We start from the raw sequence: 16,970 nt of genomic DNA, 5'->3' as shown, positions 1-16,970 counted from the left end.
CTCATCCCCTGCCAAACTGTTCTCCCCATCCCATTGTCGTTCCCTCACTGCTCAGATATGTTGGCGTCAACGGAAGATGTGAACCTGCCCCCCTGAACTCCAATTGTTCCCACCATGAATCCCCTTCTGATCCGGCGGCGTGTTGTCTGGACCATGGTGCTGCTCTTGATGGCAGGGATCGCCGGAGGATGGCGAGTTTCAGAAGTGCCCGCCGCTCCTTGGGAAGCATCCGCCGCGATGCAAGCACCGGCTTCCGATTCGCCCCTCCTCAAGGGCCAGTACGTCAAAAAAGGGAATCGCGCCGATACCATCCGTGCGACGCTTGCCGCCTTCGGCTTACCCAATTTGGAGGGGGAATGGTACCACATCGGCCCGTTTGACAACACGGACAACGCTGGTTTCGACACCCCGTATCCACCGGAAAAGAAATTTGATCCGACAGCCAGTTACTTGGGGAAAGGCAACCAGAAGGTCACCTGGCAAAAGTTGGAAGGTTTTACTCCGGGCCGGATTTTCGATCTCATCCGCTTGTATCCGCGTTATCGAACCAACACTGTGGCCTATTTGTACCACCGCTTCGAGTCTCCCTTGGCCTTCCGGTTGGCGGTGTCCTTGGGCAGCGACGATACACTGAGTGTGTTTTTCAATGGCAAGCGCTTGCTCCATGAACCGTATCATCGGGCGGCGGCTGCGGACCAGGACTTTGTCGAATTAGACATCCAGCGCGGCAGCAATGAGTTGCTTCTCAAGATTGGGCAAGCTGGCGGTGATTGGGCCGTTTATATCAATCCCGCTCAACTTCCCACGGTCCTACCGGCGGGAGTTCGTCAGCAATTGGACAAGGACTTTCCCTTCCAACGGACAGCTACTCCCGCTATTGCCCGTGGTGGACGCGAGGCGGAACATTACCGTTTGCTGACCATTCCTTTGCCCAGCGATTGTGTGTTGGAGGTCGGCGGGCTAGGGTTTCGGCCAGACTCGCAGCTTCTGGCCTGCACTCGGCGCGGGGAAATCTGGCGGATTGAGAATGCCCTGGCGGAGGACCCCCAGCAAGTCCGCTTCCATCGTTTTGCTTCCGGCCTCCATGAAGCCTTGGGACTATGGGTGGAAAGCAATCAAGTGGTGTACGTGGTCCAACGTCCGGAGTTGACCCGCATCCGCGATGTGAATGGGGACGGGCTAGCCGATGAGTATGTCACGGTGTGTGACCAATGGGGAGTTTCCGGCGATTACCATGAGTTCGCCTTCGGTCCAGCGCGTGACAAACAGGGGAATTTTTACATTACCCTCAACGTCGGTTTTGGCGGCGGGCATCAGGCCAAGGTTCCCTGGCGCGGCTGGTGCGTCAAGGTCACTCCGCAGGGGCGGCTTGAGCCGGTGGCTTGCGGATTGCGTTCGCCCAATGGCATCAACTTTTCTCCCGACGGCGAGTTGTTCTACTGCGACAACCAAGGGGAGTGGGTGGCGACCAACAAGATGCATCACATTCGCCCTGGTCGATTTTTCGGCCATCAGGCTAGCCTGCGCTGGGTCAAAGATTCCCCTTTCGCTGGTCTTCTGCCAGATAAAGCAGCGAGTGGCATGCGCTACGATGGGGTTGATGGATCGGGCCGCTTCACGGGCCGCTATCCCCCGCATGACCCTCCCGCCATCTGGTTCCCTTATGGCCGCATGGGCCAATCCGTAAGCGAGCCGGTTTGGGATACCACGGGAGGAAAATTCGGCCCCTTTGCAGGTCAATGCTTCGTCGGAGACCAAACACGTGCGACGGTCATGCGAGTGGCACTGGAGCAAGTCAACGGGGTCTATCAAGGGGCATGCTTCCCCTTCCGTTCCGGATTACAATGTGGTGTCAATCGGCTGTGCTTCGCACCCGACGGTAGCTTGATGATCGGGCAAACCAACCGCGGCTGGGGATCGCTCGGAGGCAAACCCTACGGCTTGCAACGCCTCATCTACACCGGTAAGGAGCCATTCGAGGTTCACCACATCACCCTCACCCCCCAAGGTTTCGATTTGGTGTTTACTCAACCACTCGACCCGGCCAGCATTGCCCCGGCTCAACCGCGTCCTCCGATCACGGTGAGTTCCTTCACCTACATCTACCACAGTAACTACGGCTGCCCGGAAATTGATACCCGTGCGGAAAAGGTCGGAGCGCTGGTCCTCTCGCCCGATCGCCGCACTTTGACCGTGCCGGTCGAGGGATTACGGAAAGGCCGCGTTTACGAGATCCGCCTGGAAGGAATTCGGAATGCCCAAGGTGAGGCCCTCCTGCATCCCGAGGCCTATTACACCCTCAACGAGTTGCGCCGTTAGAATGGCGCCGCTAGAAGAGAGAGGGAGAGCGGTACTTCACGGGGAGGAGAACCCTCCCGGATTACGTTGCAGTACCTTGGCTAGAGCCACATCTGGTTCCGCGTGTCGCAGGTTGGTTTCTGACACCAACTTGGATCAGTCATTTGCGGACAAACTCGTAGGCCCCCGCCGGGTAGTTCCCGTAGGCGGTGCTGTTGATGCCATTGCGGTAACTGGCGATAAATTGCGGGGGAGATTGCACAATGCGAACGTGGACGACGGCCGTCTTACCCGGCTGGACTACACCGGCATGGACTGCCGCCGCTGCCAAGTGGGAATCCAGAGTGTACACATCCGTGCCCCAGACATTGGCCTGACCGGTACCCGGCGTGTAGCCCGTCAAGGTATAGGTCAATTCCTTGCCAAACTGGTGCTGGAAGGCCATCAGATTGGTAGGAGCCGGGGGAGCGGTTGCGGTCTCACTCGCGGTACTACCAGCGCTAAGAACGCGCAAATCCGACAGGCGTAGCAACTGTTCGCCGAACTGAGTGGTATGGACGCGCAGGGCCGACGTGGTCAAGCGGCCGACGATCTTACAATCCTCGGTGGTGACCAGATCGTACTCGCGGGATTCCAGCAAGGCGGCCGGTACGCGGCTTTGAATGGCCCGGATCGCTTCCTCCGCTCGCCGGCTAACTTCCGGATTGTCGCTTTTGGTCGCTCGGAGCAGAAACGGATAAGCCCGTTCCCGGAATGTGAGCAACTCCGCCGAGGCTCGCTCCCGGATCTGGTAGTCCGGATGAGAGAGGCGCGAAATCGCCAAGGAGATCCGTTCAGCATCGGCGGGTGGAATCCGTGGGGCAAACTCGATGCGCCGGATGTCCGCCGCCGGAATACTCAGCACCCCATATTTGGTCTGCAGCTCCAGTTTCTCATCCAAGAGCCGCAATTTGAGCACACTGTCGTCGCAACACTTGACTTCGACCTCCACGCCGGCCGGAGTGGACCGATTCCCTCCCTCCGTACCCGGCGGTTGTGAAGCCATTCCGCCTTGGGAACTCCAAGCCGTTAGCCCCAAAGTTGCCACTGTTGCGCACACAATACCTGTCCGGCTCCACGTCTGGGGCATACGATTGCCCTCCGCTTGATCTACGGATCCCTCCGGTATAGGAAGTGACCGCTTCCTGCGGTGGAGAGGTCAGACGTTACCCTTACCCGAACGACCGCTCTCTTGCCAAGCCCAAATTTGAGTAGGGGGGAGAGAAAGGGCTTATACTATAATCTGGCCTCCAAAATGTCCATTGTCAAATCCAGAAATTCCCGCCTGCCGGGTCTGAAACGCATTTTTCCCCCTCCCAATCGGCAATCTCGCTCTCGTGATTTCCATCCGTATTGTTGGCGTTTGCTAATGCGAAAATATGAGGGACTATGAGGAGAAAGGCTTCGCCGAGAGATTCCAATCTAACGACGAGCTAATGTCCGGCCGCCGGAACCGTAAAGAAAAGTTGGCTCAAACCATATAGGACGATCAACAAGACCAATCCCAAAAGCAACGAGCCAACGATCAATTTCTTTTCCGCTCCCAGTAAGGGTTCATAGGGAATGCGTGCCATCTCCTGAGCGAAAGTGGGAGCATGCTCCGCCGCGGAAGGCTGAGACTCCGCCGACGATCTGCCCTCCCCTTCTCCTCCGGGATCCGGGGAAGTCACCAGCTTGTCCCCTGCCGGTGTATCGTGCGTCGGTGACATAAGTGTCGCTCCTAATAATCCGGCTTGTGCAATCTTCCGCCCACTGATTGATGCAGGCCGGTGTTGTTCCTAGTTCCCCTGCACGATCGGCGGATAAACTCCGTGGAAAAAGAGCCAGGAGATTGCCAATCCAATCCAAAGGATAAACCCAAATAAGCAGATCACATACACGAGGGCCAATCGCGCGAGTCCTTCCTCTCTCAGTTTGCGGAAATTGGAGGTCATGCCGATGGTGAAAAAGGTCAGGACGAAGAACAATCTGCGAAAAATATCCACCTGTTCGATGGCGGTTTTGAGTTCTCCTCCCCGGTGAGTGAGGGTGTGAGCCAAAATGAGGGCCAGTGCGAACGTGGCGAGGTAGCCGAGGACGAATTTCGGGAATCGCTCCCAGATCGCCCGCAGGGGAAGTCGTTCTCCCGGCTTGGGATCGATCGCACAGGTCCAGATAATTGCGAGCAGGAACGCCCAGATGCCGATGAAAATGTCAATGAAGACCTTGACGGTGGTTGTGGTCATGAGCATCCAACCGCGATCGTAGTAGAGACCGGAAGAGGAAGCCTGAGCGTATACCAGAGCTTCCGTAATCGCTCCACTGGCCACCGCTGCTCCATCCGTTTTGACGGCCAATCCCATCCAGGCGGCTGCGACCAGAGGTTCATGGACCAGCAGGTGGCTAGCGATCCAGGGGAGTATCAGCAATTCCACCACCGAAAAAATCACCACGAGCGAAGAGACCAAAATGGGGACCACGGGACGCGCGCGGATGGCTGCCCCTGTGGCGATGGCTGCTGAGACGCCGCAAATAGAAATGCCCGAAGCCAACGGCGCCGCCCATTCCCGGCTGAAGCCGAAGTAACGGCGGGCGACAAAGTACACCAGTGCCCAATAGATCAGATAGGCTTCGACAATTGCGGCGAAGCCCCGGAAGAGGATCGCCGCGGCCAACCCGCTAGCTTCGGCGGCCTTGACCCCCACCGCCGCTCCCATCACCACGATGGCCGTCTTGATGTACCACTCCGGGCGGATCGCTTCCTGCAGGGTCGCCGCAGCTTTGGGCCAGAAGTTGCCGAGGAGTAATCCCGCGATCAAGGCCAGCAAGTAACCGGCCTCGCCTGTCAGTCCTAAGGACCAAGATACCCCCCAAGCCGGTCGCTTATCCGGAGTCGCGGCGATGTAGACCCAATGCCCCAACCACCAGCAAAGAAAACTCAGGCCGAAGACCACAGTAAAAGCTGGCACAAAGCGGCGCACCTTCCCACCCATGAGCATCACGGCGACCGTGAGCACGCCGAGCAGGAACAGAAAGGTCAGCCCAAGCGCCGCTCCGCCGCCCCAGGAGGCGTATCCTTTCGACACCGGTTGTATGGCTCGAACGGGTTCGCGCCAAACTTGCGTCGCTACGGCCCAGCCCAGAACATCCATCCCCACGATCGGCCCCAGCGCGAGCAGAAAGAGGCCCAGTCCGAGGACGAGTGCCCAGCCGTCTTCGTTGTTCCAGACGCTTTTCATCGCCTGCCGTCGCCCCATGAGACCGGCTGTTTGCAAGAGAACCTACGCTCTGCCGTTTTACAGATCACCCTGAAGCGGCGGGTAGATGGGCGGTCTTGGCTCGTGCCCCTAACTTTTGCTGTTTGTCCAGTTCGTCTTGACCCCCTCTCTGGTAGGGCTATAATTCACGCAGCATCAACGGATTGATGCGCCGACCTTATGGTTCGTAAACGAGCCGCGGCATCGCTCGAGGTCCACCCCACCCCATATTTCGGCGCTCATTACGGCGATTCACGTGGGTGAATCGAAAGCAACCGTAACGCCACGCTCAGAATGCAGCCGGGGTAAAGGGAACCCGACTACCGACCGCAAAGGCCGATGTGCATTGAGGTGTCATGGATCCGTGAGGATGTCACGGGATGGGTTTCCAGAGGAAGCCGTTCCGAGACACGGATGTACGGACTTTGCAATAAGGGCGTGCTGTGCCGTCCGACCCGGTGGAGTTGACCAAAGCGATCAAGGCAGCCTGCGATATTGTTTCCGTCGTAGGCTCCTATCTGACCCTCAAGCCAGCAGGGGCCACGTTCAAAGGACTGTGTCCGTTCCACGATGACACACGTCCGTCTCTGGATGTGGACCCGCGACGGCAACGCTATCGCTGTTGGGCTTGCGGTGCCTACGGCGATGTCTTCCAATTTGTCATGGCCATGGAAAAAGTGGATTTCCGGGAAGCACGGGCTATTCTGGCCCGGCGGGCCGGTATCCGCTTGGAAGACGAATCCAGCTCCGGACCGGCTTCCCAGCGTCGCCGCTGGCTGGAGGTTCTCCAATGGGCCCAGCAGCGCTACCACGAATGCCTGCGGGAGTCCGATTTGGCAGAAACCGCCCGCAAATACCTGGGAGAACGGGGCCTGCATGGGGGCACGGTGCGCGATTTTGGCCTCGGTTATGCCCCGCTCGCAGGCGAATGGCTCCTCCAACAGGCCCGGCGTGATCTCATCGATCCGCAAATCCTCGTCGAAACCGGCCTGCTCTTGGCACGCCAGGAAAATCGCGGCTGGTTCGACCGCTTCCGCGATCGGATCATGTTCCCCATCCGCGATCCCCGCGGCCAAGTCATCGCTTTCGGGGGCCGTATCCTTCCAAGTTCGCCACTCGCCACCCGTGCCCCCAAATATTACAACTCTGCCGAAACACCGCTGTTCAGCAAAAGTGAAGTCCTCTATGGACTGGACCGCGCCCGCCCTGCCGCAGTTTCTGCCGGTTATCTCGTCATCGTCGAAGGATATACCGATGTCCTCATGGCCCACCAATGCGGCTTTGCCCAGGTGGTTGCCACGATGGGCACCGCTCTGACCGCCCGACATATCAGCCTGATCCGGCGCTTTGTCCCCAAGGTCATCCTGGTCTTTGATGCCGATGCTGGCGGCCTGACGGGTACCGATCGCGCTCTGGAGTTGTTCCTCACCCATGATCTGGAAGTCGCCATTGCCACGCTTCCGCCGGGACTGGACCCCTGCGATTTGCTAGCGCAAAGTCACGGTCCGACGCTCTTCGCTCAGGCTCTCGCTTCGGCCTGCGATGCCTTGGAATTCAAGCTGCACCGCCTCTTCCAGCAGTATGACACGACCACGCTCGAGGGAACCCGCCGGGTGCTCGATGCCATTCTCCAGGTCATCGCGGTGGTCCCAGAGCATTCCAGCCCAGAATTACGGGTCAAGAAGGAATTGATGATCAACCGGCTGGCCCACCGCCTGCGCCTGCGGAGCGAAACTGTTTGGGACCGCTTGGAGGAACTCCGCAAGCACCGGCAGACTACCCCACCGGCCGCCTGCGAGGAACCGGTGACTGCCTCGACGCCTTCTGCGGCACGGGTCGATCCGCAGGTCGTAGCCGAAAAGCAACTCGTGGAAATCCTGCTAGCGGACCCCGCCCTCCTTCCCCAAGCGTGTGCTGTTTGGCCGGCGGAAGCCATGCGCCATCCCCGCCTGCGCCGCATTCTGAGCGAGTTGTACGCCATCCACCACAGCGGCGGGATCCCGGACCTGGATGCTCTGCGCGAACGCTTGTTCGACCGGCCTGATCTCTATGATGACGCCTGCCGTTTGCATTTGGTCGGACAGCATATGCAGGATCGCGGCCAATGGTTGCAACGGGTCCTGCAGCGCTTGCAAGAGCTGCGACTGGCTGCAGAACGGCAGGCCCTCAAGGAACAACTAGCCGCCGCCGATGCGGAGCAAGCCGTAGCTCTGCTCCGCCGTTGGCAGCAAACCCATCGGGGAGTCCAGGGGTCACCGGGCCTTTGACTGCCCTAACCTCGGACCAGGACCCCAAGCCTGGACAGGAACAGGACTTCCGACCCTCGTGTTGTTTTGGGAGGCATGCGGATGGATAACACCGACGATCGAATCCTCAAAAATCTCATCGCCAAGGGGAAACAAACCGGCTCCCTGACCTACGACGATCTCAATGCCGCTCTGCCGGAGGGAGTCGCTGATCCGGACCGCTTGCAAGATATCCTCGAACAGCTTGACAAACACGGGATCAGTGTGATCGACTCCGAGGACGAAGAACCCTCTCCTGAAGGCGGCGACGCTGCGACGGAGGATTTGCTCGCGGACAGCGATAGCTTCCTGGAAGATGCCGACGGCGATGGGCGCCATGTCGATGACCCCGTGCGCATGTACCTGACCCAGATGGGTCAGATCAAGCTCCTCGACCGCAAGCAGGAAGTCCAACTGGCCATGCGGATCGAGCTGACGCGCCGGCGGTTCCGCCGCAAGGTCCTCGAATGCGATTATGCTCTCCGCCAAGTGGTCGAAACTCTCAAACGCGTACACCGCGGCGAACTTCCCTTCGATCGCACGATCAAAATCTCTCAAACGGAAAATCTGGAAAAGGACAAAATCCTCGCCCGAATGCCCCACAATCTGCGGACCCTCGAACCCCTCATGGAGGCTAACTACGAGGACTTCTGCCGGCTGATCGACGAGCGCACCCCACCGGAGGAAAAGGAACGCCTGCGCGAGCGACTCCGCCGCCGCCGCCGCAAAACCGCCACGCTGGTCGAGGAATTGTCCATCCGCACACAAAAAGTCCAGCCGCTCATGAAAAAGCTGGAACAGATCAGCCAGCGCATGGATGAATTGGAAGCCAAAATCGCCGCCTTAGGGCAGGATCGCGCCCGCCGGGAAGATCGCGCCAACGCGGAACGCGAACTCCATGATCTGATGCTCATGACTTTGGAAGAACCTGCCACTTTGCGCCAGCGGATCGCTGTCATTCGCAAGCGCTTCGCAGAATACGAACAGGCCAAGCGCGATCTCTCCGGCGGCAATCTCCGCCTGGTGGTTTCCATCGCTAAAAAGTATCGCAATCGCGGCTTGTCTTTCCTGGACCTGATTCAGGAGGGAAACACGGGCTTGATGCGGGCGGTGGACAAGTACGAACACCGCCGGGGTTACAAATTCAGCACCTATGCTACCTGGTGGATCCGCCAGGCGATCACACGGGCCATTGCCGATCAAGCCCGGACTATCCGCATTCCCGTCCACATGATCGAAACCATGACCCGTCTCCGCAATATCAACAAACGCCTCGTGCAAGAGCTAGGGCGAGAGCCGACCATGGAGGAGCTAGCCAAAGCGGCCAACATCCCCCCGGACGAATGCGTGCGGGTCCTCCGCATCAGCCGGCCTCCCGTCAGCTTGGACCGCCCCGTGGGCGAATCCGACGATTCCACTTTTGGCGAGTTCATTCAGGATGAAACCGCGGAATCCCCTCTGAACGCCGCCGCTCAGGAAATGCTCCGCGACAAGATCGAAGGCGTGCTGAAGACCCTCACCTACCGCGAACGGGAAATCATCAAACTGCGCTATGGCCTGGGTGACGGCTATTCCTACACCCTCGAGGAAGTCGGACGCATCTTCAAAGTGACGCGGGAACGCGTGCGCCAGATCGAAGCTAAGGCCGTCCGCAAACTCCAGCATCCGGTCCGCAGCCGGCAACTCGAAGGCTTCCTGGAGGCCTACCGGCAGCACTCCACTTGATTCCTCGATTCCACAAACGCTTCTCGATACCCTAGCATCCTCTTCCCGCGGGACATTTCCCTCAACCTAATCAGGCCGTCCCCTCGGTTCCTGTTGTAGCAGTTCCCGCGGCGGCCTCCTGCATCCGCTACAATATGCCGGGAAGGAGGTTCTCGCCATGACGCCTCTGATCACCGACATTATCCGGGAATGCCACCGGCTTCGCTCCCACATCCATCACTTGCAACAGGAGATCGACCGCGGACCACGGGTCCTGAAAAGCCGCCAGGAAGAACTCGAACAAGAACGTCGAGCTTACGAGGGGCACTTGGAAACCATCAAACGCCTCAAGCTCAAGCAGCGCGAAGACGAAGGATCCCTCAAACAGACAGAGGCCCGCCTTGCCCGCCTGGAGGAACAGCTCCTGAGTATCACCTCCGCGAAAGAGTACCAAGCCAAGCTATCCGAAATCGCCCAAGCCAAGGAGAAAAAAAGCGCCCTAGAAGACGCCATCCTGGCAACCATCATGGAACTGGAAGAGAAGACTGCCGCGACGGCAGAAGTGGAGAAGCGTTGGGCACAGGCTCAGGCAGATTATACTGTCTTCCAACGTGAAGCTGAGGAACGCTATGCTCGCCTGCAGCAAGACCTGCAACTGAGCCAACAGGAGTTGAACCGCTGGGAAGAACAGATTCCCGAGGATTTGCGGGAGCGTTACGACAAGCTGGTTCGTGCGATGGGTCCAGACGCCTTCGCCGCTGTCAAGCACCGCTACTGCCAGGGCTGCCACACGCAAATATCGGAGCAAACCATCCTGGAATTACGAAGCGGCATCTTCCACCGCTGTTTCAATTGCGGCCGGATGCTTTATTATGCTGAGGATGCCTGAAGCCACTCGTTATTCTTCTATCGGCCAACGTCCGGCGAAGCACTCTGCAGCCTGGCGGTGACGATTCGCACGCTCGTAGGCTCGACCCAGCAACAGTAGCGCCGAACGCTGCAATTCCGGCGCAGCGCGGCGCAGCCGTTGGGCGTAGTGAATACACTCCTCCACCTGACCCTGCTGCCAAGCAGCCTCGGCCAAACGCAAAGCCGCCCTTTGGCCCCAGCCGTCCGGATCCACCGCCAACAGGGCCAAGTCCCGCTGCCGGGATTGGGCAATCAGTCCCAATCGATGATAATGGTCGGCCACAGCATTCCACATCCGCAAGACCCACGGATTGCGACCACGGAGTGCTTGATTTTCATAACACCGGATCATGTGGTCCGGCTGTCCCAGTGCATACCACACCTGACCGGCCCAAAAGCGGCCCGCAGCACCGAAGGCTGAGGCTTCCGCAACCCGTTCCAGCGCATTCGCCACCGTCTCCGCCCGGCTTGGCGTAGGATGGCGTCGATAATGCCCCCACCCTTCCAGCAAGTCAGCCCAGGCTACGTATGGCTCTCGTCCCGGCAATCGTTGGTGCTGAAACAACCGCTGCACCTGATGCATATCTTCCCGCAGCAGAGCCACGAATGCTAATCCCAACAGGGCCGCTGACTGCCATTCCGCATTTTGGTCTCTGAGCACTGCCTGCCAATGGTGTTCCGCTGCCGTCAGGTCCCCGTTCTCGAGGGCGACTCGGCCTAACCACCAATGCGCCCGCGAAGCCCAGAGGGTTCCCGGCGCACTGTCCAGCAGGTCATACCACCTGGCCCGTGCTGCAGCATAGCGTCCCTGCTCCCACTCCAACACGGCCCAATTGTACAATGCCAACCGCTGCACCTCTGGCGTCCCCCGTTCCAGCACGTGGCGGTACAGCCTCCGGGACCATTCCCCCTCAGCAATATCCCGGTACTCCTGCGCCAGGAGCAGCCCAACTGCATCCGTCCAAGGATGTTCGCCTCCCCAGAACCAGGCACGCCAGAGGACAGCCGCCTCATCCCTTGTTTCCTTCCTCTGCACAAAACACCGCCATTCCTCCCGCCGCCAATGGAGACCCGCACAATCGGCCAGAGCCGAGAGAACTTCTCCCAATGGAACCGAGTTCACCTCCACCACAGTTCGGACGGTCTCGAGGCGACTCAGTGTGTCGGGGTCCCCTCTCAACTCCCATCCCAAGGTGGCGCAGAGCCGTCGCAACTGCTCTCCGACCGTCGCCTCGCCCCAACGTGCAGTTAGCATCAGTTCGGCCACTTCGTCCCGCAGTGCCATCTCCACACGTGCGAATCCCCAGGGCCACCTGACTGTACCGCTTTTGTGGGCCGTGCGTCCGGGATGATGCAAGTACCATTCGCAAAGCCGCTCGTGCACAGGGCGAGATGTTGGCCAAGCCCACTGTCCCTCCGTCAGGGGATCCAAAGGGTCAGGTTGTCCCTGGCGTTGATACCACTCCTGAGCACGCAGGATCAGGCACTCCTCCACAACACGGCGATCTCCTTCCCCAGACCGTAGCAATACCTTCGCCCTCCACCGCCGTGCTTCCTCCCAGTCACCTTTAGCCATCCGGCACCGCACCTTTCCCAAACGCATCCAAGCTTGCAAATCGCCATCCACTTTCCCTTCCCATTCGTCATACAGTTTCTCCGCCTCATCCCATCTTCCCAACCCTTCCAGGGCCAGCCCCTTGCGCCATTCCTTCTCAGGCACTCGTTCCTCACCACTCTCCCCGGCGTAGTGCTGGAGCGCCTTTTCAAACTCCCCCAACGCTAAAAGCAAGTCCCATGTCTCATCACCGTCGTTCGCCTTTCCCGGTAATGTTCCGGCAGTGGCCGAGGCGGTTTTGTGTAACGGACTCGGATGAGTGCCCCCCTCTTGAACCCTGGTGCCTGCCGCGACAGATGTCCTCTTTTCCCCAGGCTCATCCATCTCATTGGTGGAACTTGCTAGCACCTCGGCATCCGAGTCCGACGAGCTTGGCGTCCCAGCATGCGTTTTCCACCACCAACTCGCCCCAAGTCCCGCTGCAAAGCAGACGCCGAGCAACGCCCACCAGCGCCATATCCCCTGGCGCTGTCCATGTTGGACCGCCTTTTCTTCCGTTCTTATCACGACTGCCTCCACAAGCTAAGTGCCGTCAATCGCGCATGGCGACCTTGGTGGCATGCCCTCGGCAGCATTCCCGCTCTCCTGTCGTTGGCCAAACTGGAGCCAATGGACCTAGCTTCAACGAAAAAACTCCCTCAGCGAAAAAAATAGAGCAAAAAAACCGGTTGAAATGACGATAATCTTTTTAGCAGAGGCAAAGTTCCTTGCCCCCAAGCGAAGCGGAGTGCTAACATATGCAGGTTCACCCCTCCGGCTCTCATCCGTATGTGAACCGCCATCAGCCGGAATTGACTCCACCTGCCCGTGTCGGCGGAGCCGACACGGTGGGAAGTCCCGCTGCACCGTTAGCCAGCCACCCGTTTTCACCCACCGAACAATTCTCCCAGCTTTTGCTCGCGTTGCAGCAACTTCCCGATGTTCGCGCCGAAGTGATCGAAGCGGTCGCTGCTCGCTTGGCCAATGGTGAATTGGGATCTCCCCAAGCCGCTGCCGAGACCGCTCGCGCTCTTCTTCAGCATTCCGTGAACGAATCGCGCTCCTGAATCTCCGGCATGCTGTTTCCCTCATTGCTCGTGACGTTATGATGACACTTTCTGCCCTTCTTTCCGCTCCCGTGGTTACTGGCTTTCTCCCCGAAATAAGAAGGCCATTCGTCTCCATGCGTCGGGGGAATGTGTGGTGCTGGATCAGCCCCCTGTTCCGCTGCAAAAAGCTCGGTTGGACCAGCAAAAAGTCCCGCTCCACTTCGATAACCTCTTCAGACGGGACGGACGTTCCGGCCCGGAAAGTTCCGATGATCTCAGCATGAGGTGTGCGCCATGGGTTTGGCTCTCAACAACAATGTTTCCTCGCTCACGGCCCAACACAATCTGTTGGCCACCAACACCCAACTGTCCCGGTCGTTGGAGCGGCTCTCGACCGGTCTGAAAGTCAATCGCGGTGCAGACGGACCTGCTGCCCTTGTCATCTCCGAAAAGCAGCGAGCCCAAATCGCCGGCTTGAAACAAGCCATTGACAACACCAACAAAGCCATCTCCGTCATTCAAACAGGGGAAGGCGCCCTTAACGAAATCAACAGCCTGCTCAACAAGATCCGCCGCCTCGCACTTGATTCCGCCAACAGCGGCGTCAACGATGCCGACTCTCTGGCCGCCAACCAGGCCGAAATCAACAATGCCCTCAACACCATCACCGACATCGCCACCCGAACCCAATTCGGCTCCAAGAAACTCCTCGATGGCAGTGCCGGTGTTCGTGTGGTCTCCGCTCCTGCTGGTGTCAGCGTCTCTGCCACACCCGGCGCTGGTGCAGCCACTGGAAACTACACCATCGTTGTGGATACCGCAGCCGTGCGTGCCAATACCTCCGGCGCCGTGACTGCTTTCACCGGCACCCAATCGGCCACGCTCACCATCAATGGCGTGAATATCACCCTCAATGCTTCCAATGCCGGTAGCCTCAACGATATGGTCAGCACCATCAACAAGTACACGGGACAAACCGGGGTCGTCGCCTCCATCGACAGCAGTAGCGGCGACCTCGTACTTGCCTCGACAGTGTACGGTACCCAAGGCAACTTCGTCGTGGCGGCTAGTGGTCCCAATGCGGCCAACATCAGCAGCTTGGCTGGTACCGTGAACAATGGAGTCGATCTCGTTCTTGACATCACGGGACCAGGTGGCGCCTTGACCGGTGTGGTGGGACAGGGTAATACTGTCAATGCCATGGGATTGTCCATCACCATCGCGGATGATCCGACCACTCCCTTCACCACGCTAGATGCTTCTGTGGATAACGGAATCATCCAAATTGAGAACAACGCTCTGACTTTCCAAATCGGGGCCAACGCGAACCAAACCGCTACTATCTCCCTGGGGGATGTTCGGGCATCGGCGCTGGGTCAAGGAGTTGCAGGATCGCAATTCGCCAACTTGGCCATGATCAACGTGACGACTCAAAGCGGTGCTCAAGACGCCATCCGCGTGATCGATAAGGCGATCTCTGACGTAGCCAACCTCCGGGGTGCCTTGGGGGCCTTCCAAGCCAACACACTGGAATCAAATGTCAACAACCTGAAATTTACCCTGGAGAACACCGTTTTTGCCGAATCCGTCATCCGAGATACGGACTTTGCGCAAGAAATCTCGAACTTTACGAAGCTGCAAACGCAAATGCAAGCCGGCGCGACGGTGCTTGGCAACGCCAACCAGTTGAGCCAACTGATCGCCGGATTGCTCCGCGGCTAATGCGAGATTTGCAAACAAACTCGACGCGGGATGGCTGCATTCGAGTCATCCCGCGTCCCTTGACTTGGGCGAACGACTAGCTCTGAAAAATGTAGCGAGTTGGTGTCGTGGTGAGAGGACCAAGCCGTGGCATCCATCACAGGACTTAACACAAACGGCATCAATTTCAGCGGCCTCGCAACCGGTATCAATACGGATGTACTCATCGAAGGGCTGACTCGCATCAACCAGCAACGTATCGATCGTCTGAAGGCAAGACAGGCGGATGTCATGGCCAAGCAATCGGCCATCGCCACGCTGAAAGGATACCTCTACGATCTGCAAAGCAAAACCTCCCTGTTGGCTCGCTCCATCGGCAGCATCTTCGATACCACAACTGCCACTTCAAGTGACCCGAACACCCTCACTGTTGCCGCTAGTTCTAGTGCCACTCCAGGAAGCTACATTGTTAGTGTCGAGAGCATTGCCAAGGCGCATATGGTCGCCTCTTCTGGGTTCAACGACCCGAATACACAACTCAAACAAGGGACTATTACAATACAATTTGGAAATGGACAGTCAACAACAATCAATGTCGATTCTACGAATAATACTTTACAAGGCGTAGTCCAGGCGATCAACTCAGCGACTCAGGACCTGCGCGCATCAATTATCAATGATGGATCAAATCTTCCATACAAGATAATACTTACAGCAAAGAACACGGGCGTAAGTAGTGCTTTTACTATTACAAGCAACCTTACAAATGGTGACGGTGAGGATATCAATTTTCAGGAAAATACATTGCAGCAAGCCTCAGACGCTATCCTCCGACTTGGCAGCGGAGAGGGTGCTCTCACTATCCGAAGCTCTAACAACAAAATAGAAACAGTAATCCCCGGAGTCACAATCAACCTACTGAAGGCAGAACCAGGAAAGCCAATTAACATCGATATATCGAGAGATATAAAAAAAATCCAGGATGGAATTAAAGATTTTGTAGACACATATAATAAGGTAATGGATTATATTAATGAACAAAGCAAATATAACGTAGAGAATCAACAAGCCGGTGTACTACTCGGAAATCGCGAAATACAGGATCTAGTAAGCGATATAGTTACAACGCTGATGACGACTCTCGAATCATCAAGCACGGGAATCAACAGATTAAGTAAAATAGGAATTGCACTGACTGATAATAATAAACTAAATCTAGATCAAACTAAGCTAGAACAGGCATTATCAATGGGAAATACCCAAGTTATTGCCGACATAAAAAAGCTTTTCGCAATCACAGGACAAAGTACAAACCCTACTATCGAATTCGTCCAAGGTACCAATAAAACAAAGTTGTCCACAACAGCATACGAAGTACATGTCACTTCACCGGCAACACGTGCGAGTGTCACAGCATCGAATCCGCTGAGCGGAGTTATAACTATTCAACCGCCAGATAACACCTTAGTGATTAAATTGAATAATGTAGCACTGCTGAACATAATCGTTGAACCTGGTACATATACACCAGAAGAGCTGGCGGCACTATTACAAAGACTCATTAATACCCATCCAAACAATAATAATAATCATGTAAACGTAGTATTGAATAATTCCAATCAATTGCAAATAACATCACAAAAGTACGGATCATTGTCACATGTAAGTGTGGAAGGAGGCACAGTCCTCCCGCATCTAGGATTCATTGGTGGTGAATCCGCCCGGGGTGATGATGTGGAAGGTTACTTTGTGGTCAATGGGACATCAGAGCTTGCATCTGGAAGCGGACAAATCCTAACTGGAATGAATGGAAATCAACATACTGATGGATTGCAAGTCAGGGCAACCTCACCTACATCGACTATCGGGAACATATTTGTCACAATCGGAGTATCAGCAAAACTCAATTCAGTACTAGACAAATATCTAAATCCAGCATATGGAAGGTTAAAAGATACACAGGATAATTACCAAATACAAATTGATAATATTAATAAAGAAATAGATAAACAGAATCTTATATTAGAAAATCGTAAAAACGAACTCATTAAACAGTTCGCTGCAATGGAATCCGCTGTAAGTAGCCTCAAAAACCTGCAAAGTCAATTGGTAGCTCTCATGCCTATAACTCTGATGAACACTACACGTAAGTAAA

General features: G+C 56.8%; 11 protein-coding genes. 7 read left to right on the top strand and 4 right to left on the bottom strand.

Features of this window, described 5'->3' with window-relative positions:
• Nucleotides 1-114: 114 nt before the first annotated feature.
• Nucleotides 115-2,319, top strand: coding sequence for a hypothetical protein (locus tag H0921_RS10475; protein ID WP_194538015.1), 2,205 nt, complete (start codon nt 115-117; stop codon nt 2,317-2,319).
• Between the two features lie 139 nt (nt 2,320-2,458).
• Here H0921_RS10475 and H0921_RS10470 read toward each other — a convergent pair whose 3' ends face one another.
• The 3 genes from H0921_RS10470 to H0921_RS10460 form a co-directional block, all read right to left on the bottom strand.
• Nucleotides 2,459-3,427: an LCCL domain-containing protein gene (locus H0921_RS10470; protein WP_194538014.1), complete on the bottom strand. Its 969-nt coding sequence runs from the start codon at nt 3,425-3,427 to the stop codon at nt 2,459-2,461.
• Between the two features lie 343 nt (nt 3,428-3,770).
• On the bottom strand, nt 3,771-4,046 hold the full coding sequence (locus H0921_RS10465) for a hypothetical protein (RefSeq protein WP_194538054.1): 276 nt from the start codon (nt 4,044-4,046) through the stop codon (nt 3,771-3,773).
• Between the two features lie 69 nt (nt 4,047-4,115).
• Nucleotides 4,116-5,573 (bottom strand): putative sulfate exporter family transporter, encoded by a 1,458-nt coding sequence (locus H0921_RS10460; protein WP_228499366.1) that lies wholly within the window; start codon nt 5,571-5,573, stop codon nt 4,116-4,118.
• A 443-nt stretch (nt 5,574-6,016) separates the two neighbouring features.
• On the opposite strand from H0921_RS10460, the gene dnaG reads away from it, so the two are divergent.
• The 3 genes from dnaG to H0921_RS10445 all read left to right on the top strand — a co-directional run bounded on the left by dnaG (nt 6,017) and on the right by H0921_RS10445 (nt 10,451).
• Complete coding sequence (dnaG, locus tag H0921_RS10455; RefSeq protein ID WP_194538013.1) at nt 6,017-7,840, top strand: DNA primase; 1,824 nt, start codon at nt 6,017-6,019, stop codon at nt 7,838-7,840.
• 81 nt (nt 7,841-7,921) lie between these two features.
• Complete coding sequence (gene rpoD, locus H0921_RS10450; protein WP_194538012.1) at nt 7,922-9,583, top strand: RNA polymerase sigma factor RpoD; 1,662 nt, start codon at nt 7,922-7,924, stop codon at nt 9,581-9,583.
• Nucleotides 9,584-9,740: 157 nt separating this feature from the next.
• The gene (locus tag H0921_RS10445; protein ID WP_194538011.1) at nt 9,741-10,451 is read left to right on the top strand and encodes a zinc ribbon domain-containing protein; all 711 of its coding nucleotides are present in this window, start codon (nt 9,741-9,743) and stop codon (nt 10,449-10,451) included.
• A gap of 9 nt (nt 10,452-10,460) precedes the next feature.
• Here the strand turns inward: H0921_RS10445 and H0921_RS18325 are convergent, their stop codons facing one another.
• On the bottom strand, nt 10,461-12,593 hold the full coding sequence (locus tag H0921_RS18325; protein WP_194538010.1) for a tetratricopeptide repeat protein: 2,133 nt from the start codon (nt 12,591-12,593) through the stop codon (nt 10,461-10,463).
• 230 nt (nt 12,594-12,823) lie between these two features.
• Between H0921_RS18325 and H0921_RS10435 the strand changes: the two genes are divergently transcribed.
• The 3 genes from H0921_RS10435 to fliD all read left to right on the top strand — a co-directional run bounded on the left by H0921_RS10435 (nt 12,824) and on the right by fliD (nt 16,969).
• Complete coding sequence (locus H0921_RS10435; RefSeq protein ID WP_194538009.1) at nt 12,824-13,132, top strand: hypothetical protein; 309 nt, start codon at nt 12,824-12,826, stop codon at nt 13,130-13,132.
• Nucleotides 13,133-13,408: 276 nt separating this feature from the next.
• The gene (locus H0921_RS10430; protein WP_194538008.1) at nt 13,409-14,836 is read left to right on the top strand and encodes a flagellin N-terminal helical domain-containing protein; all 1,428 of its coding nucleotides are present in this window, start codon (nt 13,409-13,411) and stop codon (nt 14,834-14,836) included.
• A 126-nt stretch (nt 14,837-14,962) separates the two neighbouring features.
• Nucleotides 14,963-16,969: a flagellar filament capping protein FliD gene (gene fliD / locus H0921_RS10425; protein ID WP_194538007.1), complete on the top strand. Its 2,007-nt coding sequence runs from the start codon at nt 14,963-14,965 to the stop codon at nt 16,967-16,969.
• The last annotated feature ends 1 nt before the right edge of the window (nt 16,970 follow it).

Origin of the sequence: Thermogemmata fonticola, from assembly GCF_013694095.1 — a bacterium.
In the GTDB taxonomy this organism is placed as follows: domain Bacteria; phylum Planctomycetota; class Planctomycetia; order Gemmatales; family Gemmataceae; genus Thermogemmata; species Thermogemmata fonticola.
Note: the sequence above shows the minus strand (reverse complement) of the source record. Positions and strands in the feature narration are given on the sequence as shown.

Bases quoted from the DNA above. Each gene is read 5' to 3' on its own strand.
- H0921_RS10475 (WP_194538015.1), top strand. From the start codon at position 115: ATGAATCCCCTTCTGATCCGGCGGCGTGTTGTCTGGACCATGGTGCTG.
- H0921_RS10470 (WP_194538014.1), bottom strand. From the start codon at position 3,427: ATGCCCCAGACGTGGAGCCGGACAGGTATTGTGTGCGCAACAGTGGCA.
- H0921_RS10465 (WP_194538054.1), bottom strand. From the start codon at position 4,046: ATGTCACCGACGCACGATACACCGGCAGGGGACAAGCTGGTGACTTCC.
- H0921_RS10460 (WP_228499366.1), bottom strand. From the start codon at position 5,573: ATGGGGCGACGGCAGGCGATGAAAAGCGTCTGGAACAACGAAGACGGC.
- rpoD (WP_194538012.1), top strand. From the start codon at position 7,922: ATGGATAACACCGACGATCGAATCCTCAAAAATCTCATCGCCAAGGGG.
- H0921_RS10445 (WP_194538011.1), top strand. From the start codon at position 9,741: ATGACGCCTCTGATCACCGACATTATCCGGGAATGCCACCGGCTTCGC.
- H0921_RS10435 (WP_194538009.1), top strand. From the start codon at position 12,824: ATGCAGGTTCACCCCTCCGGCTCTCATCCGTATGTGAACCGCCATCAG.
- H0921_RS10430 (WP_194538008.1), top strand. From the start codon at position 13,409: ATGGGTTTGGCTCTCAACAACAATGTTTCCTCGCTCACGGCCCAACAC.